Genomic DNA, 21,847 nt, shown 5'->3' on the forward strand with positions numbered 1-21,847 from the left:
TCGTGCCAGTTTCACCACTAAGGCGAATCGACCCCTAAGTCCGATATCGGAAACGAGCGGCCCACGAAGAGGCGCCCGATCGAGTGATTTGCCGGACTCCCCTGGTGCCTGCCCGCCATTCTCGTCATGTGACGGTGGAGGTCCTCGCGGAGCGCGTAGCTCCCGCGCGTTCGCGGGTGCGCCCCGCCGACGCCTCCCTGCGCCTGCTCGCCGACGGCGTCGGCGGGATCAGCCTCGCCGTCGTGGTGATCCTGTGGGCCACGGGCCCGGGCTCGGCGGCGATCTGGACCTCGACCGCGAACGCGCTAACCGGTTTGGGTCGGTTGAGCGGCCTGCTGGCCGCGGACCTGCTGCTGATCCAGGTGCTGTTGATGGCCCGGGTTCCCGTCCTCGAGGCCAGCTTCGGGCGGGACCGCCTCGTGCGCCGGCACCGGGTCGTCGGCTTCACTTCCTTCGCCCTGATCTGGATACACATCGGGTCGGTCACCTCGGGCTACTCGCTCCTCGTCGGCGGGAACTGGGCGAGTCAGACCTGGGATCTGATCGCGAACTACCCCGGGATGCTGCTCGCCGTCGCCGGGGTGGCGGCGACGTGCTTGGTCGCCGCGACCTCGATGCGGATCGCCCGGCGCCGGCTGCGGTACGCAAGCTGGCATCTGCTCCACCTCTACGCCTACCTCGGCGTCGGACTCGCGCTGCCGCACCAGATCTGGGCCGGTGCCGACTTCACCTCCTCGCCCGGGGCGCGACTGTACTGGCTCTCGCTCTACGCCTTGACGCTCGCCGCGGTGCTGACCTTTCGGGTCGGGCTGCCGGCCTGGCGGACGCTGCGCCACCAGATCACCGTGCTCTCGGTCGAGCAGGAGAGCCCCGAGGTCGTCACCGTGCGCTTGGCCGGCCGGGACCTGCACCGCCTGCCGGCGCGCGCCGGGCAGTTCTTCATCTGGCGCTTCCTGGACGGCGCGGGGTGGTCGCGCGGGCACCCGTACTCGCTGTCGGCGCCGCCGCGACTGAACCAGATCCGCATCACCGCCAAGGGCCGGGGTGAATCGCTGGCCCGCCTGGCAGCGCTGCGCCCCGGCACCTGGGTCCAGATCGAAGGACCCTACGGTCGCCTGACCGGCGAACGGCGCACCGCAACGACCCTTGCCATGTTCGCCTGCGGCATCGGCATCACCCCGCTGCGGGCCCTGCTGGAAGACGAGAACTACCGCCCCGGCGATGCTGTGCTCGTCTACCGCGCGCGGCGCGAGGAGGACCTCGTATTCCGGGCCGAGCTGGAGGCCCTCGCCGCCCATCGTGGCGTCAGGATCCACTACCTCGTGGGCCACCGCACCCGGGACGGGTCCTGGCTGCCGGCCGGGGCGTTCGAGGGCAGCGACGCGGACGCGGTCCGCCACTTCGTCCCGAGCATCACCGACTGCGACGTCTTCATCTGCGGCCCGGAGACCTGGTCAGAGGCGGTCCGGGCCGCCAGCGTGGCCGCCGGCGTGCCCGGCCCGCGGGTCCACAGCGAACGGTTCGCCTGGTGAGCGCGCCGCGCTGGGCCGCACGCCGCAACGCCCTCTTCGCCGCTGGCACCGGCGCTGTTCTCGTCGCCCTGCTGATGTACCCGTCGAGCACCAGTGGGAGCGCGACGCAGGCCTCGGCCTCCGGCGAAGGCTCAAGGACGGCGACCGTCAAGCCCGGCGCGGACGGGCTGCTGATCGTGGACGGACCGGTCGTGAACACCGACTACGGCCCGGTGCAAGTGCAGATCAAGTTTCGCGAAGAGCTGATCGAGAACGCGACGGCGCTGCTCTACCCGCGCGCGACCCTCGTCGACAAGGCGATAAACGACGACGCCGTGGACACCCTGATCGGCCAGACGCTGATCGAACAGAACGCGCAGTTCGACACGATCTCCGGCGCTACCCACACCTCCGAGGCCTACCGCATCTCACTGCAGGCCGCGCTCGATGCCGCGCACGCGGCACCCTCCCAGGCCGAGATGCCCGCCGAGATGCCCGCCGGGATGGACCACGGAGGGGGCTCGGGCTGAGCTGGCCAGATGCCTGCGAGCGCCGCGGCGCGCACGGCGTCGTGTCGCTCAGCGGACGTGGAACCCGGGCCTGCGCTCATCTCGAACCGTGATCGAGGGGCGTCGAGGGGGCTGCGGCCGAGTACGGCCCGTGCGCACGACACGAGGCGCCGAGCGGCATAGCGACAAACAGCAGACCGAGCCTGCTGGCAGACAAGGACCGCTCCAGCATGACGACAGAAGGCCGACTCCCACCGACGCTTCGCGTGAGTTTAGCTTAGTCCCATCTGTCACTTGGGTGTCTTCTGTATTCACGGGCACGCGAGCCATAGTGATCATGAAGGTTCGTACGGATACTGGGTCCAGAACCGGACAAATCGAAAGTTCGTCGGGTTCTGCCGACCCGTCAACCGCGGGTCGGAGGTCGGCGTCTCTTGCACGCGGCGCGGAGTCCGCGCGACCAGACGCTACGAGGATTCAGGACGGGTCAGGGCACGATGAGGCGAAACACGATGCGGGTCGCGGCGTTCGTCGGCGCGTGCGTCATGGCCCTCACCGCGTGCGGGGGCGACGGGGACAAGCTCTCGCCGGTTGCGGCGCGCTCGGCCATGGGCCTCACGGTCTACCCGGCCTACGACGCCACCGACGTCAAGCCCGACAGCACCATCACGGTCAATGGCACCTACGGCCGCCTCGACGAGGTCCAGGTCTTCGACTCCACCGGCACCGTCATCACCGGCGAGTTCAGCGAGGACCGCACGGCCTGGGTGGCCGACCGCCGACTCTCCCCCAACGAGAGCTACACGGTCATCGCCCGCGGCACCAGTGAGAAGGGCGCGGCGGTGAGCCAGACCAGCCGCTTCAACACCCTCAAGGTGATGGAGAAGGACCAGACCGGGTCCAACTTCATCCTGCCGCTCGACGGCAGCACCGTCGGCGTCGCGCATCCGGTGGTCGTCCAGTTCAACCACAACATCCTCAACCGCGAGGCGGTCCTCGAGTCGCTGACGATCGAGACATCGGAAGAGGTCGAAGGCGGCTGGTACTGGATCGACGCGCGCGAGGTGCACTGGCGGCCCAAAGAATTCTGGCCGTCCGGCACCAAGGTCACCGTCAGGGAGAACCTGGTCGGTCTCGACATGGGCGACGGCGAGTGGGGAACCTCCCGACGCGAGAGCAGCTTCACCATCGGGCGCGAGCAGGTCATCAAGGTCGACGTGAAGCGGCGCGAGTTGACGGTTGTACGCGACGACGACGTGATCAGGCGCGTCGACGTCTCCACCGGCAAGCCGGGCTGGGAGACCCGTAACGGCACCAAGGTCATCATGGAGAAGGTCACCGGCAAGATCTGGACCAACGAGGCGATCGACGCCCCGGAGAACTACCGGCTGCGCTCGTCCTACGCGATGCGGATGACGAACTCCGGCGAGTTCCTCCACGACGCGACCTGGAACAACCGGATCGGCTCCGCCAACACCAGCCACGGCTGCGTCGGCATGAGCCTGGCCGACATGCGCTGGATGTATAACAACACGATCATCGGGGACCCCGTCATCACCATCGGCTCCCCGAAGAAGTTCACCGACCTGTGGAACCGCTATCAGGACTGGAACGTGGACTGGGATCAGTGGCTGACCGGGAACTTCGACCTCAGCGACGAATAAGTTCGGCCTCTCCGCAGCGGTCATGGCCGCGACGGCAGCGGGACGCAGGTTCGTCCGCTGGCCGCTCGACCGGAGCCTGCTGACGGACACCAGCGCCGACCCGTACACGGCTCCGCTACGGCGCGTTGGACGCGGCTCCACCCATGCGACCTCGGAGATCACCAAGGTCGCCGACGCACTCGCCTGTGCCGCTGTTGGTCGCATTCCGACTCGCGGGGCGACCACAATCACCCGCCACACTGCGGCTACGGGCGCGCGTCCGTGACCTGCGACTACTTCAGAAACCCCGAACGATCATGAGAGCAGTTCGTACTATTTCGCCCTCTGTTGCCCGCCCCGAAATGCCAGCGCTCTGTACGCCCGCAGAACGACGACCTTGGGAGCTGACATGCGCTACCGGCGCGTTGCCGTTGTCATCGGCGGTGCGGTACTGCCTCTGCTCGCCGGCCTCTTCGGCGTGGCGGTCGCCGCCGAGAAAACCGGCGTAGCGGGGGCGCCGTCCCGGTTCACGGCGGCCCTCGCCGACGCCGCCTACACCTGCCCGCATTTACCGGCCGGTCTGCAGGCCGCGCTGATCGACGTGGAGAGCGGCTGGGACGCGGCCAAGGAGGGGCCCAACGGCACCCAGGGCCTGGCCCAGCTCTCGCCGCGGATGTGGGCGGCGTGGGGCGAGGACGCAGATGGCGACGGCACGAACAGCCCGCTGGACTCCGCGGACGCCATCGACGCCCAAGCGCGCATGCTCTGCCAGTACTACCGGCAGGCGGTCCAGTCACCACTGCGCGGCGACCGGCTCTCGCTCGCTCTCGCCGCTTACCGGCTGGGCTGGAACCGACTCCAGGAGGTCGGCGGGCTCGGGCAGCTGCCGGCCACGCGTGAGTACATCGCCGAGGTCAAGAACCTGGCACCGCTTTACGCCAAGGGCCTCGGCGTGGTGAACAACTCCCGCTCGATGTACACCCCGCTGCCGAACCCGCGCACACCCACCAGTGCCGTCAGCTGGGCACGGTCCATGGTCGGCGACTACGGCTGGCTCAGCCTGTGCCTGAACTTCATGGCACAGGCCTACGGCTGGGACCACTCGGGGACGCGCTACGCCATCGACCACTGGCTGTTCACGCCGAACTCGATGCGCCACCACCGCCAGCGCGAGGCCCCGGCCGGCGCGCTGATGTTCTGGGACACCGGCCTGCGGGCCGGCCACGTCGCGATCTCACTCGGCAACGGCTACGTCGCAACCAACGACGTCATCACCCCCGGTCGGATCAGCATCGTGCCGGCGTCGACTATCGACGCGAGGTGGAACGCGCGCTACCTCGGCTGGACCCCGCCCTACTTCCCAGACGGCGTGTAGCGCGCTACTCCACGGCAGTCACTCGCCGCCCGCGGGCGTCGGGTAGTCGACGACTGGGCGGCGCGGGCCGACGACAGCGCGGCCCAGCGGAGCCGGACACGGACCTGGCGCGTCCTCTTCCGGCAGGGGCGGCACGGAGGAACCGCTCCGGCCCTCGCCTCGCTCAAGTGACACGCAGCGGTCCAGGCAGCCGCAGGTACTCCATCCTCGAGGCGGTGCCACACCTTCTTTCTCAGGTCCCGGCTCACCGTGCCGGGCGCGACTCGACGAACGCCCCGCCAGCACCCTCACGCCACCCGCAGCCGACCGCCCATTTCTCCGGCCCCGACGCGAGCGGTCGAAAAGCGCCAGAAGCAGTACTGGTCCTGAATGACACCGACCACCGCGCAGCAGCCAGAGCGCGCCCGAAGGGTGCGCTGACGCCGCATCAGGCGCGATTCCAGCGTGACCCAGGGCGGGCTCCGCCGTGTTCGCGCTGCGCGCGGACAGGGCGGAGCGTGCCGTCCGGTAGCGACCTCAGCCAGTGGATACAGGTCCACGCGCTCTATGGCAGCAATCCGGCTCACCCAACGGTCGCCGCGCTCACACTCATCTGCGAGCTGTACCCGCAGCATCAAAGTAATGACGACGTCCACCGGACGGCACACGCGCATTCAATCCCTACGGCCAAGCGATCGCAAGATCGCCAGCGAGCCACTCGTCTTGCTCAACTTGAGACCCGGCCGGTCTGGGCCGTCCGCGCGCACACAGACAAGGCGTGGGGACATCCATCGCACGCACCAGGCCGACGGGCATGCCCGCGTCGGCGGGGTGGTCGCGGTGATGTCGCTCGCGCGGTTATCGGCGGGGTCGGGCTATCGCTATCTGCTCAAATACACCGCGTGCGGGGACTGCGCCCGGGACGCGGGGACATCGTTGACGTCGTACTACGCCGCGTCGGGCTACCCGCCCGGGCGGTGGCGGGGACGCGGGCTGGCCGGGCTCAACGGCGGGCGTGGTCTGGCCGGCGGGGCGGTGGTGGACGAGGAGGCGATGGCCGCCCTCTACGGCCGCGGCCACGACCCGGTGAGTGGGAAGCCGTTGGGCCGGGCCTATCCGACCTACCGCAGCGCCGATGAGCGGATCGCCGACGCGGTCGCCAAGTTGCCGGATTCGCTGACCACCCCAGAGCGGGAGGCGGCGGTGGAGGTGATCGAGCGCCGCGAGCGGGCGCGGCCGGTGCGGACGGCGGTGGCCGGGTTCGATCTGACATTCACGATGCCGAAGTCGGCCAGCGTGCTGTGGGCACTCGGGGATCCCACGATCCAGCGGGCGGTCGCCGACGCGCATCGGGAGGCCGTCGATGCCGTGCTGGGCCTGGTCGAGGACCGGTTCCTGCACACCCGCATCGGAGCGCATTCGTGCGCGCAGGTCGCGACCCGGGGCATGGTCGCTGCCGCGTTCGATCACTGGGACACCCGTACCGGCGATCCCAACTTGCACACCCACGTGGTGATCGCGAACAAGGTGCAGGGCCCGGACGGGGTCTGGCGCTCGGTCGACGGCCAGGCGATCTATCACGCCGCGGTGGCCTGCTCGGAGATCTACGACACCCTGGTCGCCGACACCCTCGCCGCCCGGCTGCCGGTGACCTGGGGGCTGCGGGACCGCGGCAAGCGGCGGACCCCGGGCTTCGAAATCGAGGGCCTGGACGACGCGGTGTTGGCTGCCTTCTCCGGGCGCAGCGCGCAGATCGAGACACACCTGCGCGTGCTGCTCGCGGCCTTCACGGCCGAGCACGGACGCGAACCGAACCGGCGGGAGATCCTGCGTCTGCGCCAACAGGCGACGCTGACCTCCCGCCCGGACAAGACCCTGGTCCCACTGCCGGACCTGTTCACCCGCTGGCGGGCGGACGCCACCGCGGCCACCGGCGAAGCGCCGGAGCAGCTCACCACGCGGGCGCTGCAGGGCGCGACGGCGCCGACCACTGCGGCGCAGTTGCCCGCGGAGCTGATCGAGCGCGCCGCGCAGGTCACCTTGGACGGTGTCGGGGAACGCCGCTCGACCTGGACCCGGCCGAACCTGCTCGCGGAGGCGGCCCGGGCCACCCGGCTCCTGCGCACCACCAGCCCGCAGGAACGCCTGGCCCTGGTGGACCGGGTCGTCGAGGCGGCGCTGGCCCGGTGCGTGCCGCTGGATCCGCCGGAGCTGTTCACCAGCCCGGCCCGGTTCCGGCGGGCCGACGGCACCAGCACCTTCACCCGGCCCGACGAGCACGCCTACACCACCACCGCGGTCCTGGCCGCCGAGGCGCGGCTGCTCACCGCCGCTGCCACCACCGACGCGCCGGTTCTGACGGTTGATCAGCTTGCCGGCGCCGGGTCTCGGGTCCCGCCGGGAGCGCCCGGGCGGCGCCTCGGCGCCGATCAGCAGGCCGCGCTCGAGGCGATCGCCGGCTCGGGGCGACGCGTCGACGTGCTCGTCGGGCCGGCCGGCACCGGGAAGACCCGCACGTTGCGGGCGCTGCGGGTGGCGTGGGAACAGAGCTTCGGCGCGGGATCGGTGGTCGCCCTGGCCGCCTCCGCCGTCGCCGCCGCCGAACTAGGGGCCGCCCTCGGGGTCGGGTGCGAGAACACCGCCAAGTGGCTACACGAGTCAACTCGCGACGAGCCCGCGCCCCGGTGGCGGTTGCGCCCCCGTCAGCTCGTCATTGTCGATGAGGCCTCCATGGTCGCCACCGGTCAACTGGATGTGATCGCCGCCCAGGCCGGGGCGGTCGGGGCGAAGGTCGTGTTCGTCGGGGATCACCACCAACTCGACGCCGTCGGCGCCGGTGGCGCCTTCGGACTGTTGGCCCACCAGCCCGGCGCCGTGCACCTCACGGGGCTGTGGCGGTTCCGGCACCGTTGGGAAGCGAACGCCACCCGGGCCCTGCGCGCGGGCAACCCCGCCGCCCTCGACGCCTACGCCGAGCACGGCCGCCTGCACGGTGGTCCCGGCGAGCTGATGATCGAAGCCGCCTACACCGCGTGGGCCGCCGACGTCGGCGCCGGACGCAGCGCCGTCTTGCTCGCCGCGGACCGCGCCACCGTCGCCGCGCTGAACCAGCGCGCGCATGACGACCGCGTGAACGCCGGCCTCGTCCAGCCCGCCGCGATCTCCCTGGCCGATGACACCGCCGCCGGGATCGGGGACGTCGTGGTCACCCGCCGCAACGACCGGCGCCTGCCCACCGGCGACGGTGACTACGTCCGCAACGGCACGCTCTGGCGCATCACCGACGCCCACCCCGACGGATCGATCGAGGTCCAACCGCACACACCGGCCGGGCCGGCCGGCTCCCCCGACCGGGCGGCGACGCCACCGGCCACGCCACCGGCGCCGGTCCGGCTGCCGCGCGAGTACGTGCGCGAGCATGTCGAGCTCGGCTACGCCGCCACCGTGCACCGCGCCCAGGGCATGACGGTCGAGCACGGGCACGTCCTGGTGCACGCGGGCATGACCCGCCAACAGCTCTACGTCGCCCTGACCCGCGGCCGCACCGCCAACCAGGCCTACGTCGCCCTGGACAGCCTCGACCCGGCCTGCCCCCACCCGCCGGAGTCCGCCCCGGTGCCGACCTCCCGTCAGATCCTCGAACGCATCCTGGCCGCCGACGGCGCCGAGCTGTCCGCGACCGCGACCCTGCGCCGTCGCCAGGACGAGGCCGCCTCCTTGCGCCGGCTGCTGCCGGTCCGCGACACCCTGGCCGCCGCGGCCGAGCACGGCGACCCGGAGTGCGGCCGGGCTGCCGGCGAGGTCAGGCGTCTGATCGCGCTGCGCGCGACCCAGCTACGGCAACCACCACAACCACGGCGCCACCGCGGCGCCGAGCACATCGCTCCACCACCCACTGCTGAAGGGATGAGCCGATGACCAGCCCCGAGTACACCGACAACCTTCCCCCCGAGTTGTTCCCTGTCTTCCCTGTCTGCTGGGCGACCCTGACCGACCTGGAGGTCGAGGATGCCCTCGATGAGCTGTCCGACTGGGTCATCTGGGCGATCGACCGCTACGCCCTCGACCAGCGCGTCGTCCCGCCCTGTTGGGACCGTCACGGCGCGCTCGTCGAGGAACTCTCCGCCCTGCGGACCGCCTGGGTCGCGGCCTTCAACATCACCGGCCGACCAGAGGCCCCGTTGGAGTGGCACACCCAGTTCGCCGCCGCCCGCCAGCGGCTCACGGATTGGGCGTCACGGACGGGATGCCGGGCGGAGCACCGACCGGACCGGTGAAGCCCGTCCGGCGGACGGCGACCCTCGCAGCGGATCCGGCCCACGATGGACCGGGTGAGTCAGGTCGTACTGGATCCACGTCGGGATCCGCGTCGAGACGGGCCCGCGATCCCCAAGGGGCGGGTCGCTCAAGGACGTGGGTCGCTCAAGCGAGTCCGTAGCGCGAACGCACCCGCTCGCCGAGCTGGTCGATGTCGATCTCTCCGCGGACATAGGCGTCCTGATCGGCCCGGGTCGCCTCCGTGCTCCGCGCACCCTCGAGCTCTGAGGATCGGCGAGCATCTGCCACCACACGCGAACGATCGGCGGGCTGTAGATCGGTCGGGCTCATACCCCTGATTGTGGTCTTTCCCGCCGACATACGACCGATACTCCACACCAGCAATGGCTGGGTTGCCGGCATCAGCAGGACGAGGTCAGGCCGAGGGTGGCAGGCGCTCATGCAGGGGCGCGGCCGGGTGTTCCGGTCGGTGGCGAGCGGTGGGTCGGCGCATGGCGGAGTGCAGCTGCATCTCCAGGGTCACGGTTGCCGGGGCCAGACTGGAGACCGGCGCTCGGTGCTCGGCAGTGTGCGTACGCAGCACGTCGGCGGCTTCCGCGGCGTTGTTCAGGGCGATCGTCATCCGCGGTGTTCGGTGCGGGTCGGCGGTGGTGGCGACGGCGAAGTGCAGGCGGGGGCGGTCGTTGCGGTCGGGTAGTGCCCAGCGCCGCTGGGTTACCTGGGCGTTCGCTTGGTCGGCGAGCGTGGCGACCAGGTCGGGGAGGCAGGCGGCGAGGCGGGTGGCATCCGCGGGCTGGGGGCGCGGCGCACGACCGGCGAAGGCATCGCGGGTGTAGCGGGCGAGCCTGCGGATCTGGTGTTCCAACCCCGGTTGGCGTTCCTCGACGGTCGCGGCCTCGCCGTGACGGCCCGTCACGACATGGTTCAGACCGATGGCGACTTCTCCGAGTTCGCGGCGCAGGTCCATCCCGCCCGGGCCGGTAGCGCCGTTCGCGGCGGCGAGGACGGCCAGGTCGCGGCCGACGGTGGCGAGGACTCGGACCTGGTCCGGGGTGAGTGTGTCGGCGCAGCGGATGAGCATGGTCAGCCGGCGGGTGGCCCTAATGGCACTGACGCCGTCAGTGGGGGCGATGGCGGAGAGCGGTTCGCGGGCACGGATGGCCGCGTGCGTGCCGGTGGCTGGCAGGGCGTTGTCGGTCGGCTCGACGGCCAGCGTGCGGACCTCGCGGGCGAGAAGGCGAAGACCTGCGGTGCGGTCGAGGTAGGAGGCGACCTCGGGACGCCCAACGAGGGCGGCGAGGCGGATCAGGTCGGGGTCGAGGATGGCGATGAGTTCGGCGAGCGCAGCAGCCTCGCCGATGACCTCCCAGGCGTGCGCGCCATTGAGGTGGCGCGGGGCCGCGGTCCAGATCCGGTCGGCAAGCAATGCATGGCGTCCGGCGGCCGCCCATCGGAGAGTGGGGCGGCTGCCCGGGGTGGCGGCGTCGAGTAGTTCGCTGGGGCGGCGTCCCAGTTCGGGTCGGCCGCGGGCGCTGAGCAGCAGCCCGAGGGCCCGCACCGGGTCGCGATCGGTCAGGGCGAGAAGGTCGTCCCGGTCCCGGGCGAAGGCACCACGACCGGTGCCACCACGGCTGGAGGTTTCACGACCGGCGGTGCGAGCTGCGGCCGGGCGCTCGGTGGCCAGGCGCTCGGCGTCGGTGGGATCGGTAGCCGCGCGTTCGGCCGTGATACGGCCAGCGGGCGCGAGGTCGTGCACGACGACGCTGACCCCGGCGAGGACCGCTGCGCGGGCGGTCAGGGCGACGTCCAGGTCGATGTCCTGGCCGCGGACGGTGGCGCTGGGGTCCCGGGCCGGGGCAGCGAGGTCGGCGAGGGCGATCGCGATGCGCCGGGTGGCGCCCTGCCACGTGCTCATGACCCGTGCGCCGAAGCGCCACCGGTGGCCTCCGCGTCCCAGGCAGTGCTGTCGGTGTGGCCGGCGCTGTCGCAGGGGTCGCCACCGCCGGCATCGGCGAGCAGGTCGAGGTCACGCAGGTCGCGGATGGTGATGATGTAGCGGGCGATGTCGGCGGCACTGCTCGCGTCGGCGATGGCGACGGCCAGCCAGTCGATCGCGGCGAGGAGGTCGGCGCGTGGGTCGGGCGAGGCCTCCACCTCAAGCAGCGGGTGGTAGGCGGGGTGGACGGTCTCCAGGGTGAGGAAGGCCAGGCCGATCCCGGTCAGGTCCCAGCACGGCTCCAGCGGCCCGACGTCCAACGCGAGGCGTTGTTCGGCGCGCGCCATGGCCAGCCGGGCCTGCTGCACGGGCTCGGGCGGGGTGGTGAAGGTGAGCGGGTGATTCATCGGAACCTCCGTGACGTGGACGGGACCTGTCGAGCGTGGGTGGGATCGGCCGTTGGTGGGCAAGGTCGGGCTGCAATCTGTGGACACGTGCGCGCTGCTGGGCGCCCTGTGGAATGACAGGCGGGCGCGCCGACGGACTCGGGACCTGTTACGGGGGTTGCGGCGCGGGCGGCTCAACCTCCGGCAGCGCGGCGGGGTCAACGAGTCTGTGGGTCACCGGGGCCGGGGCCGGCGGGTGGCTGCGGTCGAGGCCGAGGTCGGTAAGGATGCCGCGGGCGGTGTCGATGACCCGGGTGGCGGCCTCGCGCACCCGGTCGGTGTCGCCGCCGGACCAACCGGCGAGGTAGGGCACGGAGTAGGCCTCGGTGGGCAAGCCGGCGGCGTGCGTGACGAGGTAGGCGATGGACTCGGCCTCGACCTCGGCCTGGGCGCGGCAGCCGAGGGAGGTGCGGTACTCGGCGAGGAATCGGGTCTCGTGCCCGCCCCGGATGTGGCCGAGCTCGTGGGCGAGCGTCTTCGAGGCTTGTGCGTCGGGGACGTCGTCGCGTACCCGCACCGTGCGGGTGGCGAAGTCCGTGTGCCCATTAGCCGTTCCGGTGCACGGGCCAAGCTCGACGGTGAAGCCGTCGGAGCGGATCACGTCCACGAGCCGGGCCGTGAGCAGCCGCGGGGCGTCCCCGGCGAGCAGCTGCGGCCCGACGTCGGGCAACGGCTCACCCACGGTCTGGCTGGCGTCGAAAACGTGCACGACCCGGAAGCCGCGCAGCCGGCGGGCCGGGACGGCGTCGGGGCGCTCGCTGGACTCTCGTGGGACCGGCAGTGGCGAGTCTGCGGCGGGTCGCTCGTCTCCCTCACGCACCCGGGACAGGCAGGGCGCGAGGATGGCGATGCCCTTCTCCCCTTTGCGGACCCGTCGGCCGAGGGAGTTCCACGCGCGGATTCCGGCCACGTGGGTCGCGTCCGGGCACTGGATGCCGATGAGCAGGATGTTGGTGGCGCTGTAGGTCGGGAGCCGGGCGGCGACGGTGAGCATGTGCTGCCACGCCTCGCCCTGGGTGAGGGCCTCGACGGCGCTGACCAGGTGGGCGTGGGCCACGGCCAGCCGGTCACCGGGATCCGCCCGCCGTGTCGGAGTGGTGCGGCTCATCTGACGGTCCGTCGGTTGTGGGCCGGGTCAGAGAGCAGTGCCTGGTCGCTATCCGGTTCCGGATCGGGCGGCAGCGGGCGTCCGGCGCAGACGGGGTCGGACCAGCCGAGGTAGCCGCCGGGGGTGACGAAGCCGTCCTCGATCCGGGCGAGGGTGACGTGGTAGACCCCGCCGCGGTGACCGAGCGCGGTGTCGAGGACGTCGTTGGACACCACGGCGATCCGGGCCGGGTCGCAGAACACGTCGCTGCTGGTGACCAGGGCGACGTGGCCTTCGGGGGCGGCGCTGCGCCAGAACACGAACGCGCCCGCCGGTGGGCAGCGGTCGCCGGGGTGGGCGTGCCCGGCGGCGAACATCGCGGCCCAGTGCGCGGCGGCGTCGGGGTAGCCGGAGTTCGCGTGCCCGTAGGCGCGGCAGACGAGGCGGTCGCAGAGCCGGTGCCAGCCCGCGGTGATCCCGACCATCGAGACCGCGATGCGGATCGCCGTCCCCGCCGACACCGGACCCGAGACCGCCGTGACGGCCATACCGCTCGCTGAGGTACCGGGGCCGGGGCCGGCCAGGACGGCGAGCGACGCGAAAGCCGGGACGGCACCAATCCACGCGGTGGCGGCGGCTCCGGCGAGCAACACCTTCATGACCTCGCCTCCCCCAGCAACGGTGGGCCGGGCGTGAACGGTGGGCTGGGTTGGATGGGGGTGCCGGTGGCGCAGGCGGTCTCGATGGCGCGCTGCCCGGCGCGTAGGGCGGCGGCGTCGGGGCGGGCGGTCCACGGGTCGAGGTCGAGCACCGAGGGCCGGGTGTGGCGCAGCAGCAGGACCGCGGTGCTGAACGGCAACGTGCGCAGCACGGATGCCGGCATCACGGAGACCTGACGGGTACTCACGGACTCGCTGCGGTCCCCGCCTCGCCCGCGGGACAGGGTGGTGGTGGGTTCGTCGATCTCCCCGAGCAGGCGGGAGACGTCTTGCAGGTCGCGGGCCTTGCCGAGGCCGCCGAGGATGAGCTTGACGGTGGCGGCGTCCCAGATCGCGTCGGCGGCGTGCTCGCCCCACCGGTGGCGGGCCTGGGCCAGCGATTGCAGCACCGCGAGAGTGGTGATCCCGGACCCGCCGCCTTCGGCCATCAGCGAGGGCAGGGACGGCAGCGGGGTGAGGTTGGCGATCTCGTCCAACGCCAGTAACAACGGCGGGTCCAAACGGGCGCCGGGGGCGCGGGCCGCGCGGGCGCGGGCGGTCTCGGTGATGTCCTCCACGAACGCAGCGACCAGCGGGGCGCACGTCCCGGAAGAGACCGCGGAGGCGAGCAGGTAGAGGGTGCCGGAGTTGGCCAGGAAGGTGGCGGGGTCGAACTGGTCGCGGGGGCCGGGGTCGACCGCGGCCAGCACGTCCGGGTCGGCCAGCGCCGCGAGGGCCTGGCGCACGCCGAGCCAGACCGAGTCGCGGGTGCGGGGGTCGGCGTGGATCGCGGACTCCAGGGCGTCGGCCCACCCGTCTGCTGCGCCGGGGTGGCGCATCAGCACGGTGACGGCGTCGGTGGCCAGCGCCGGGTTGAGCGACCACCGGTACAGGTCCAGTGCGCGGCGCCCGTCCAGGGCGGCGGCGTGCAGCAAGCACCGCAGCGCGGTCTCGGTCTGCCCGGACCAGAAGTCCGCGTCGGTCACCGAGCGCCCAAACCCGGCGCCGGCGGCCAGGCCGCGGGCGCGGACCAGGGCGGTGCGGGGGGTTTCGCAGCCCCGGACCGGGGACCAGCGCAGCCCACCGGGCAGCCCGGCCAGGCGTTGCGGGTCGAAGATCGCGACCGGGCCGCGGGCGGCGCGGTGGTGGTAGGTCAACGCGAGCGTGTCCGGGCGGGTGGAGGTGGTCACGACCGGGCCGGGGGCGTCCAGGACCCAGGGGATGACCACGTGCAGGCCCTTGCCCATCCGGGGTGGGCCGACCAGCAGCGCGGAGTCCTCCACGCTGCACCACAACTCCGTGCCCCGGGCGCGTCCGAGCCGATACCCGACCGCGCCCGGCGCGGGCTTGGTCCCGGCCAGGGAGGGGCGGACCAGCGGTGCGCGGGCGAGCACGACCGCACGGCCGGCGACCGCGCGAGCCTGCCGCGCGGTGGCCAGCCCCGGCAGAGTGCGGACGTCACGGCGATCCACCCCGCAATCGCCCCCACCAATGCCACCGATCCCGCCACCGAATAACGGGCCGAACCGGTGAAGCACGACCCAGGCGAGCGCGCCAGCCACGCCCAGGACGACCAGCGTGGCGGCCCAGTACGTGAGCGGGCCGGGCAGCTCGGCCGGCGCCGGCCAGACTGACGCCGGGTCAGATAGGGCGGTGACCGCGGCCAGGGCCGCGACGAGCCCGCCGGTCGGCATGCCGCGGCCGGTGGCCAGGGCGCCGAGCGCGGCGCCGGCCCACAGCAGGAACCCGACCGCGATCACGGCGGCCAGCACGGTGAGGGCCAGGTCGATCAGCGGGCTCGACGGCGCCGCGCCGGAGCGCCCCCGCGCAGACCGCGACGGCCCGGGGTGACGGGGCGTCATCCGGCCACCGGTCCGGCGCGACGGGTCTGCCGGTCGGGCAGGGCGTGGACGGTGGCCAGGCCACGCCGGTCCGCGGCGGGAGGTTCGAGCGGTCGGGCGGCGGTGCTCAGGGCCTGGGTGAGGATGTGCCCGGTGCTGAACACCTGAGCCAGGTCCAGGCCGGGGTTGGCAGCGGCGGTCCGCAGGCTGTCCGCGGCCCGGTCGGCGGCCAAGCGCAGGTGATCGGCGGAGACCACCCGGGCCCAGTAGTCCGGGTCGGCGGTCCTCGCCCGCTCGACCGCGGCGACACCCGCGGCCGGGTCCGGGCCGCGCCCGGCCGCCCGGGAGGCCCGCTGGGTCTCCCAGAAGACCGTGACGGCGTCGATCCGGCGGCCCTCGGTGTGCAGGCGCAGCACCGACTCGTACACCGGGCGCCAGGCCCGGTTGGTCACCGTGTCCGGGCGCAACCAGCCCGCCGCGCTGGCCCCGATGCGCTGCGGGTGGGCGATCAACGCCGCGATCAGGGTCGCCTCGTGCTCGGCGATCTGACCTGGCGTCAGGGGCGGGTGCGCGGCCAGCAACCGGTCCGCGCCGTAGGAGGACTCCAGCCGGGCCACCGCGGACCGCACCGCTACGGGCTCCCGTGCTGCGCTGGTCCGCCCCGGGCATGCCGGCGACCGACCAGTCGCAGATTGACCCATAGCGGTCTGTCCGGTCGCGGCCGCCCACCGTTGCATGCCCTGCTCCAGCGCTGCGTCGACGACGGCGGTGATCGCGGTCATCGGCCGCGCCGAGCCGTCCAAGGCGCACTGCAACGCCGCCGCCTGCAGGAGGACACCGTGGGCGGTGACCTCGCGGCGCAGCGCGGCCTCCAGCACCATCACCGCGTAGGTGGCGGCCTGCGCGCCCGGCGGCAGGTCGTGCAGCAGCCCGGCCACGCGCACCACCTGAGCCCGGGTCGGTCCGAGGCGGCGCAGCAGGTCGAGCCCGGCGGCCTCGGCACGCACGGTGTCCCCCGCGGCCGCGTGGGCGCGGATCGTGGCGTAGACCTCGCGGTGCCAGGGGTCGGCGAAGTCCTGCGGTCGCAACCAGCCGAGCATGTCCGCACCGGCGCCTGCACCCCGACCCGGCGCGGCGACGGAGTTCACCGCGCAACTGGCAATGGGAATCGCGGGACCCAGAGGATCCTGGAGGAGTAGGGCACCGAGGGTGGCCCGCTCGGCCAACGGCACGACCTTCACCGCTCCTCCCCGAATCCACGGGAGTTACGCATCGCCGAATCCGTGTCGTAGAGATTTCTTTCGTCCGGGTCGTGCAATCGGTGATGCACGACGTGCGAAGAGCGGGGCAGCTTCCACAGCCCGCAGCCGCGGGGCAGTGCGGGCAGCAGCGTGCGTTCGGTGTCGGTGAGGCCGAGCGCCGATGCGGTGCCGGTGAGCTGGTCGGACTCCTGGCGGTAGATCACGCGGGTCGAGCAGTCGGCGAGCAACCCGGCCGCGAGGGCGCGGGACTCGCTGCCGGAGGCGCCGACCGCGTCGAGGTCGGAAAGCCGGTGCAGAACGAGCAGGTTCGCGATCCCGTGTGCCCGGGAGAGCTTCCACTGCGCCTGCATCCGGCGGATCAGCGCGGGTGAGCGCAGGAGCCGCCATGCCTCGTCGTAGATGATCCAGCGCCCGACCCGCACCTCATCCTCAGAGACGCCGGTCCCGAGGGCGGCTTCGAGCCAGGACGCGGCGCAGGTCATCGCGACCGCGACGGCGCGGTCGTCCGAGCCGAGGGCGGACAGGTCCACGACGACCATCGGTGCGTTCGGGTCGAAGCTGACGGTAGAGGGGCCATCGAACATTCCGGCGAGGTCGCCGCGGACCAGGCGGCGCAGCCCGTGCGCGACGTCCCGCCCGTCGCTCACCCGATCGGTAAGCGCCACGCCGTCATCCCGGGCTTGCGACGGGTCGGGGTCGATCAGGGCGGCGACGACGTCGGAGACCACCGGTTCGCGGCCGCTGCTGCCGGACATGACCGCGACAGCTGCGTCCAGTGCAGCCCGCTCGCCCGGCGTCAGGTCGTGCCCGAGCAGCGATTCGGCCACGGACGTCAGGACGCGGGATCGCTGCCCTGCGGCATCCGCTGTCCCGGCATCGAGGGGGTTGAGGCGGGCGGGGAGTCCCGGTCCGAGGCGCAGGACGACACCGCCGACCTGCTCGGCAACGGCGGACCACTCCCCTTTCGGGTCGCCCGGGACGTAGGCCCGGCGCCCGGAGGCGATCGCGCGGACGGCGAGGGATTTCGCCAAGGCGGACTTGCCCGACCCGATGACCCCGGCGAGGGCGACGTTCGGGTTCGTCAGCACGCCCGCGGCGTAGAGCGCCCACGGGTCGAAGGAGAACGGCTCCCCGGAGAGCGCGTCCGACCCGACCAGAGCGCCGAGGCAGCACGGCTCCGGCGTCAGGAACGGATACGCCCCCGCCAGGGTCGCCGAGCTGGCCCGGTGCGACGGCACCCGAAGCCGGCCCCAACGCGGCCCGGTGCTGAGGCGCGCGGTCACGACAGCACCCGGGCGAGCGGCAACGCCGCAGCCGCGTAGGCCTGGACCTGCTGGCCAACCAGCCGGCGCAGTTCGCACCCGGCTTGGCCGGCCGAAGACTCCAGCGAGGCGCACGAGTTCTCCAGCTCCTCCAGCGTCGGCGCGGAGACGGCGATCAGGCCGACGAACCGCAGGTCGCCGTGGCCTGCGATCAGGTCTTCCTCGCGGCGGGTCAGCTCGGAGGCGGCGGCACGGGAGGCCTCGTCCTCGACCCGCCCGATCCGGGCCCGGGTGGAGGCGTCGGCGAGCTGCTCGGCCCGGGCGCGGCGGATCTCCCGCAGCGCCTTCGCCGTCGGCAGCGGCTGAGCGATCAGGCTGAACGCGCGGTCCGCGCCGGCCGCGAGCAGGAGTGGTCGCAGGAAGCTCGGGTGGGTCGCGGATCGTGGCCATTCGGCGATCCAGTAGGTCGCGTGGAAGGCGGAGTCGCTGCGCGCGTGGGACCAGTTCTCCGCGATGCCCATCGGGCCCGCCGGCCCGTCGGATCCGTCCGGGCCGTGGCGGTCGGTACCGATCGGGTCGTAGGCCCGTCGTACCCTGCCTCGTAGCTGACGGGGCGTCAGCCAGGCCGCGCCGAGCTCGGCCGCCGCCATCGCCTCGGCCAGCGAGGCGAGGACCGCCTCGAGGTCGCTACCGCGGCGCGGCCGCAGGCTCACCGCAATCAGGCACTCCAGCCGAGTCGTGGTGGCGTCCTGGTTCACCTCGTCGAGGACTCGCGATGCCCACGCCGGCGCGGGCCCGGATTGGCGGGCCCACCAGGTGCGGACGTCGGCGCCGGCTCTCGTGCAGTGCAGGACCTGGATGCCAGTGACGCCCGCCAGCCCGATAGATCCGAGGAGGCGGCCCCAGCTCGTGACGCGGCGGTCTTGGGTGGCGGCGTCCTCGAGCAGGAACCCGGGACCGCGTACCTGGGCCACCACCGTCACCGCGGCGCGTGCTCCCGTAGCGCGGATCACCGCCGCACCGGTGATGGGCTCGACGGTGATCCGGAGCCGTCCGCGCACCCCGGGAATCGTGAGGTCGTCGTCCGAGTCGGTCGTCCGCGCGAGGACGAGGTGGGCTCCGCGGGCGCGACGAGCCGCCCACGGCGCCACCACGGGAAGCACCTCGACCAGGGGTCGACCACCGACCGGGAGCAGCGCCATCGCGAGCGCGCCACCCCAGAGCGGGACGGTGAACAGCAGGCCTGCGGGCCCAGCGGCCATCCCTGCCGCGACCACGATGATCAGCGCGGAGCCCACCAGGGCCAGTTGTGCGCCGCTCAGGCCGAGCAGCAGACCGCGTCGCTCCAACCGGCCGAAACGAACATCACTTGCCTGGGTCGCGGTCATCGTTCGTCCTTCCTGCTCGTCGGTCGCCCGGTTCCGCCCGGGCGCGGGTTCGAGGGCCGGTGCGCGGACAGACCCGCCGCGAGGGGCGCTCCCCCGGCATTGGCGTTACGGGCCGGACCGGCCCGTCGTCCTGCCGCAGCCGCACCTGCACCGCCGGCGCCGGCCCCGGCGAGCACGGAGGAGGTGATGGCTTGTTGGGCGGCGAAGCGGGCCTGCGACCCCGCGGCCCCCGCAGCGCGGGACGCCGGGTTGGCGGCCATGGAGGAGTGCATGACGGAGGCGGCTTCCATGCCGGTCCAGTGCACGAACTTGAAGGTCATCCACGGTGCAAAGGCAGCGATCGTCAACAGGATCAGCCCGACCAGAACGTCAGAGAGCCCGGCCGATTGGGCGGCAGCTGCATCCGGCACCGCTCCCGGTAGTGCCCCCGGCGTTGTTCCAGGTGCTGTCCCCGGCGGGGCGACCGTGGGCCCGGTTCCGGTGAAGGCGCTCGCACCGAGCACGAAGGTCACGACGATGACGACCTTGCACAGCACCAGGGCCGCGACGATCTCGATCCAGCGGCGAGCCCACACCCGGGTCTGGTCCCAGACCGCGCCGGCGAACGCGATCGGCGCGAACACGGCGACCAACAGCAGCGCTGCCTTGCGAAAGAGCAGAACGGCCCACAGGGCCAGGCAGCCGAAGATGATCCCGATGCCGAGCATCATCTGCAGCACCGGTCCCACTTGCGGGCCGGCCAGCCACGTGAGGTTGAGGAACCGCTCGGCGGCGCCGTGGACCGTGGTCCCGCTGGAGGCGGCGATGAACTCGCAGATCCCGTCGGTCGCGATCAGTCCGGCTTGGGTGACGCCGAGGGCGAGGCTCGCTCCGAGGAGAGCCTTGGCAAGTCCGACGGCGGCGCGGGCCAAGCCGCCGGGCTCGCGGCGCAGGACGGAGGTGATGGCCTGCGCGACGAGCAGGCCCATCACGACCGGAACGGTGACCGCGGCGATGACCGCGACGTTGGCGCGAAACCAGTCCGCGCCCAAGTCGATGCGGGTGCCGGTGTCCAGGGCGGCCAGCGCGGTCGTGGTCACCGACTCGGCGGCGCTGACGAATGCGTCGCCGAGGGCGTCGAGGACGAAGCCGGAACCGGTCGCCGTCGCCGAACCGACGACACCACCGACGGCGGCGCAGAGCGGGTCGAGGGGGCCGGCGCAGGCCGGGTTGCCAGCGGTCACTGGATCCGCGTTCCCATCGCGGAGAAGAACGAGATGATCCCGTTCGCCCCGCCGATCAGCAGCGCCCCACCGGCCGCGACCAGCACGCCCGTCTTGCCGCTGGAGGTGTGGGAGTAGTTGCCCTGGTGGTGCCCGAGCGCCCAGATGATCACCGACACCACCAGCCCGGCGACGCACGCCACCAGGCCCCAGGTCAGCAGCGCGCCGACGAGCTCGCGAAGCACCTCCAGCCCGGGCAGGCCGTTGCTGTTCGGGGTGATCCCGGGATCCGCCGCCCGCGGCCTCGGCGACTCAGCCGCTCGCGGAACCAGCCACCCGATCGGAGCACTGACCACCATGACGCGCCTCCCCAAGGCCGACGCCCACGCGCAGCGCGCGGGCCCTCAGAGTCCTGTGTGCGCACCCGGCACCCAGATCGACGATCACTCGCGGCAACGCGGGGAATCCCGACGCCGCCCCACTCGTCCGGCTGCTGCCTCGGGTTGGCGTCTGTCAGTTCACTTCGGCCGCAGTGAGGGCTCAGATGCGTCGGCGACGAGCTCGGTCGCGCAGCGGCAACCGTCCAGGTGACTCAGCGTTCAGCACCCGCGGCAACACGTCATAAGGCGGCCAGCAACTGCCGAACGAGCGTCACGAACGACGGCGCGACGGTGGGGTCGCCCTGAGCTGCGGCCGCCGCGATCTCCGGGATTCGTCCGGGAGGATTCCCGCAGTGCGCCTCTAGCAGGGCCAGCGCTTCGCCCGTGACGGCGGCTGCGTGCTGGTCTGCTCGATGGAGAGCGATCCCCCTTGCGAGGACGGGCGTGTCAATCGCCTGGAGTAGGCGGAAGACATCCAGGGCGTCCTTCTCTTTGAGCCGGTCGGGCTGGGCCTCGGCCTGACCGAGCCGTTCACCGATCTTGATGATCTTTGCGGTCAGCAAGGCGGCCGGGCCGGCGACCATCAGGCTGACGGATCGGGGATCTGACGGGTCGAGTGCACTCAAGGTGACGAGGTCGTGGTCCACGAGGGCGGGCTCCAGCCCGCGCGCGATACGCGCCGTCAGCTTCTCGTGTGGTTCCAGACGTGCACTGCGCGCCGAGGCACGGGTGACGCCGGCCTGATGGGGAACGACCATGAGGTCCACTGCCACGTCGCCGGCGGACACCCAATGCCCAGGGTTGGGGCCAGGCGTGAATCCCGCGCGTCGCAAGACGTCGCCGATTTCCGGGACGTCCGCTAGATGCAGGGTGTTGATGGCCAGGTCGCCGTCGGTGGTCATCAACGGCACGTTCAGGTCGGCATCCCCGGTGTGGTGATAGACAGCTTGTGCGCCGACGAGGATCAGGTTGGGCAGGTGCTGGTCCAACGCAGTGAGCGCGTCGAGCAGAACCCGCCGTGCCTCGACGTATTCGGGTGCAGGTTGCACG

At 72.3% G+C, this 21,847-nt stretch carries 18 protein-coding genes; 6 read left to right on the top strand and 12 right to left on the bottom strand.

All coding sequences use genetic code 11. The annotated features are described in order from the left end of the window. Window positions 1-128: 128 nt before the first annotated feature. The 6 genes from SPOPO_RS0102435 (at window position 129) to SPOPO_RS27290 (ending at window position 9,294) form a co-directional block, all read left to right on the top strand. Complete coding sequence (locus SPOPO_RS0102435; protein ID WP_156869504.1) at window positions 129-1,532, top strand: ferredoxin reductase family protein; 1,404 nt, start codon at window positions 129-131, stop codon at window positions 1,530-1,532. Beyond that, window positions 1,529-2,041: an FMN-binding protein gene (locus tag SPOPO_RS27275; protein WP_019873191.1), complete on the top strand. Its 513-nt coding sequence runs from the start codon at window positions 1,529-1,531 to the stop codon at window positions 2,039-2,041. The genes SPOPO_RS0102435 and SPOPO_RS27275 overlap by 4 nt, the downstream gene beginning before the upstream one ends. A 476-nt stretch (window positions 2,042-2,517) precedes the next feature. Continuing rightward, entirely contained in the window at window positions 2,518-3,684 is a 1,167-nt protein-coding gene (locus SPOPO_RS0102445; RefSeq protein ID WP_245541688.1) for a L,D-transpeptidase, read from the top strand. 388 nt (window positions 3,685-4,072) lie between these two features. Further along, complete coding sequence (locus SPOPO_RS32245) at window positions 4,073-5,038, top strand: lytic transglycosylase domain-containing protein (RefSeq protein WP_019873193.1); 966 nt, start codon at window positions 4,073-4,075, stop codon at window positions 5,036-5,038. An 822-nt stretch (window positions 5,039-5,860) separates the two neighbouring features. Next, window positions 5,861-8,935, top strand: coding sequence for a MobF family relaxase (mobF, locus tag SPOPO_RS27285; RefSeq protein ID WP_084671626.1), 3,075 nt, complete (start codon window positions 5,861-5,863; stop codon window positions 8,933-8,935). Further along, the gene (locus SPOPO_RS27290) at window positions 8,932-9,294 is read left to right on the top strand and encodes a hypothetical protein (RefSeq protein ID WP_019873195.1); all 363 of its coding nucleotides are present in this window, start codon (window positions 8,932-8,934) and stop codon (window positions 9,292-9,294) included. Before mobF ends, SPOPO_RS27290 begins: the two co-directional genes overlap by 4 nt. A 145-nt stretch (window positions 9,295-9,439) precedes the next feature. On the opposite strand, the gene SPOPO_RS0102465 is transcribed toward SPOPO_RS27290, so the two are convergent. The 12 genes from SPOPO_RS0102465 to SPOPO_RS0102520 all read right to left on the bottom strand — a co-directional run bounded on the left by SPOPO_RS0102465 (window position 9,440) and on the right by SPOPO_RS0102520 (window position 21,846). Next, window positions 9,440-9,625, bottom strand: coding sequence for an antitoxin VbhA family protein (locus tag SPOPO_RS0102465; protein WP_028984460.1), 186 nt, complete (start codon window positions 9,623-9,625; stop codon window positions 9,440-9,442). 85 nt (window positions 9,626-9,710) lie between these two features. Next, the gene (locus SPOPO_RS0102470; protein ID WP_019873197.1) at window positions 9,711-11,210 is read right to left on the bottom strand and encodes a hypothetical protein; all 1,500 of its coding nucleotides are present in this window, start codon (window positions 11,208-11,210) and stop codon (window positions 9,711-9,713) included. Continuing rightward, entirely contained in the window at window positions 11,207-11,638 is a 432-nt protein-coding gene (locus tag SPOPO_RS0102475) for a hypothetical protein (protein WP_019873198.1), read from the bottom strand. The genes SPOPO_RS0102470 and SPOPO_RS0102475 overlap by 4 nt, the downstream gene beginning before the upstream one ends. A gap of 148 nt (window positions 11,639-11,786) precedes the next feature. Beyond that, window positions 11,787-12,785 (bottom strand): ArdC-like ssDNA-binding domain-containing protein, encoded by a 999-nt coding sequence (locus tag SPOPO_RS32250; RefSeq protein ID WP_019873199.1) that lies wholly within the window; start codon window positions 12,783-12,785, stop codon window positions 11,787-11,789. After that, window positions 12,782-13,423: a hypothetical protein gene (locus SPOPO_RS27300; protein WP_019873200.1), complete on the bottom strand. Its 642-nt coding sequence runs from the start codon at window positions 13,421-13,423 to the stop codon at window positions 12,782-12,784. Before SPOPO_RS27300 ends, SPOPO_RS32250 begins: the two co-directional genes overlap by 4 nt. Next, a complete protein-coding gene (locus tag SPOPO_RS27305) occupies window positions 13,420-15,324 on the bottom strand; it encodes a type IV secretory system conjugative DNA transfer family protein (protein WP_019873201.1) in 1,905 nt (634 codons plus the stop codon). The genes SPOPO_RS27300 and SPOPO_RS27305 overlap by 4 nt, the downstream gene beginning before the upstream one ends. Further along, window positions 15,321-16,544, bottom strand: a complete 1,224-nt coding sequence (locus tag SPOPO_RS0102495; protein ID WP_019873202.1) for a DnaB-like helicase N-terminal domain-containing protein — start codon at window positions 16,542-16,544, stop codon at window positions 15,321-15,323. The genes SPOPO_RS27305 and SPOPO_RS0102495 overlap by 4 nt, the downstream gene beginning before the upstream one ends. Beyond that, on the bottom strand, window positions 16,541-17,848 hold the full coding sequence (locus SPOPO_RS35465; RefSeq protein WP_019873203.1) for a VirB4 family type IV secretion system protein: 1,308 nt from the start codon (window positions 17,846-17,848) through the stop codon (window positions 16,541-16,543). The genes SPOPO_RS0102495 and SPOPO_RS35465 overlap by 4 nt, the downstream gene beginning before the upstream one ends. After that, window positions 17,845-19,215 carry an SCO6880 family protein gene (locus tag SPOPO_RS0102505; protein ID WP_028984461.1) on the bottom strand — a complete coding sequence of 457 codons (1,371 nt, stop codon included), beginning with the start codon at window positions 19,213-19,215 and terminating at the stop codon, window positions 17,845-17,847. The genes SPOPO_RS35465 and SPOPO_RS0102505 overlap by 4 nt, the downstream gene beginning before the upstream one ends. Further along, window positions 19,212-20,438, bottom strand: coding sequence for a type IV secretion system protein (locus SPOPO_RS0102510; protein ID WP_019873205.1), 1,227 nt, complete (start codon window positions 20,436-20,438; stop codon window positions 19,212-19,214). The genes SPOPO_RS0102505 and SPOPO_RS0102510 overlap by 4 nt, the downstream gene beginning before the upstream one ends. After that, entirely contained in the window at window positions 20,435-20,776 is a 342-nt protein-coding gene (locus SPOPO_RS0102515) for a DUF6112 family protein (RefSeq protein WP_019873206.1), read from the bottom strand. Before SPOPO_RS0102515 ends, SPOPO_RS0102510 begins: the two co-directional genes overlap by 4 nt. Window positions 20,777-21,036: 260 nt before the next feature. Next, window positions 21,037-21,846: a hypothetical protein gene (locus tag SPOPO_RS0102520; protein WP_019873207.1), complete on the bottom strand. Its 810-nt coding sequence runs from the start codon at window positions 21,844-21,846 to the stop codon at window positions 21,037-21,039. Window position 21,847 lies beyond the last annotated feature (1 nt).

It is taken from the genome of Sporichthya polymorpha DSM 43042 (genome assembly GCF_000384115.1).
Taxonomy (GTDB): domain Bacteria; phylum Actinomycetota; class Actinomycetes; order Sporichthyales; family Sporichthyaceae; genus Sporichthya; species Sporichthya polymorpha.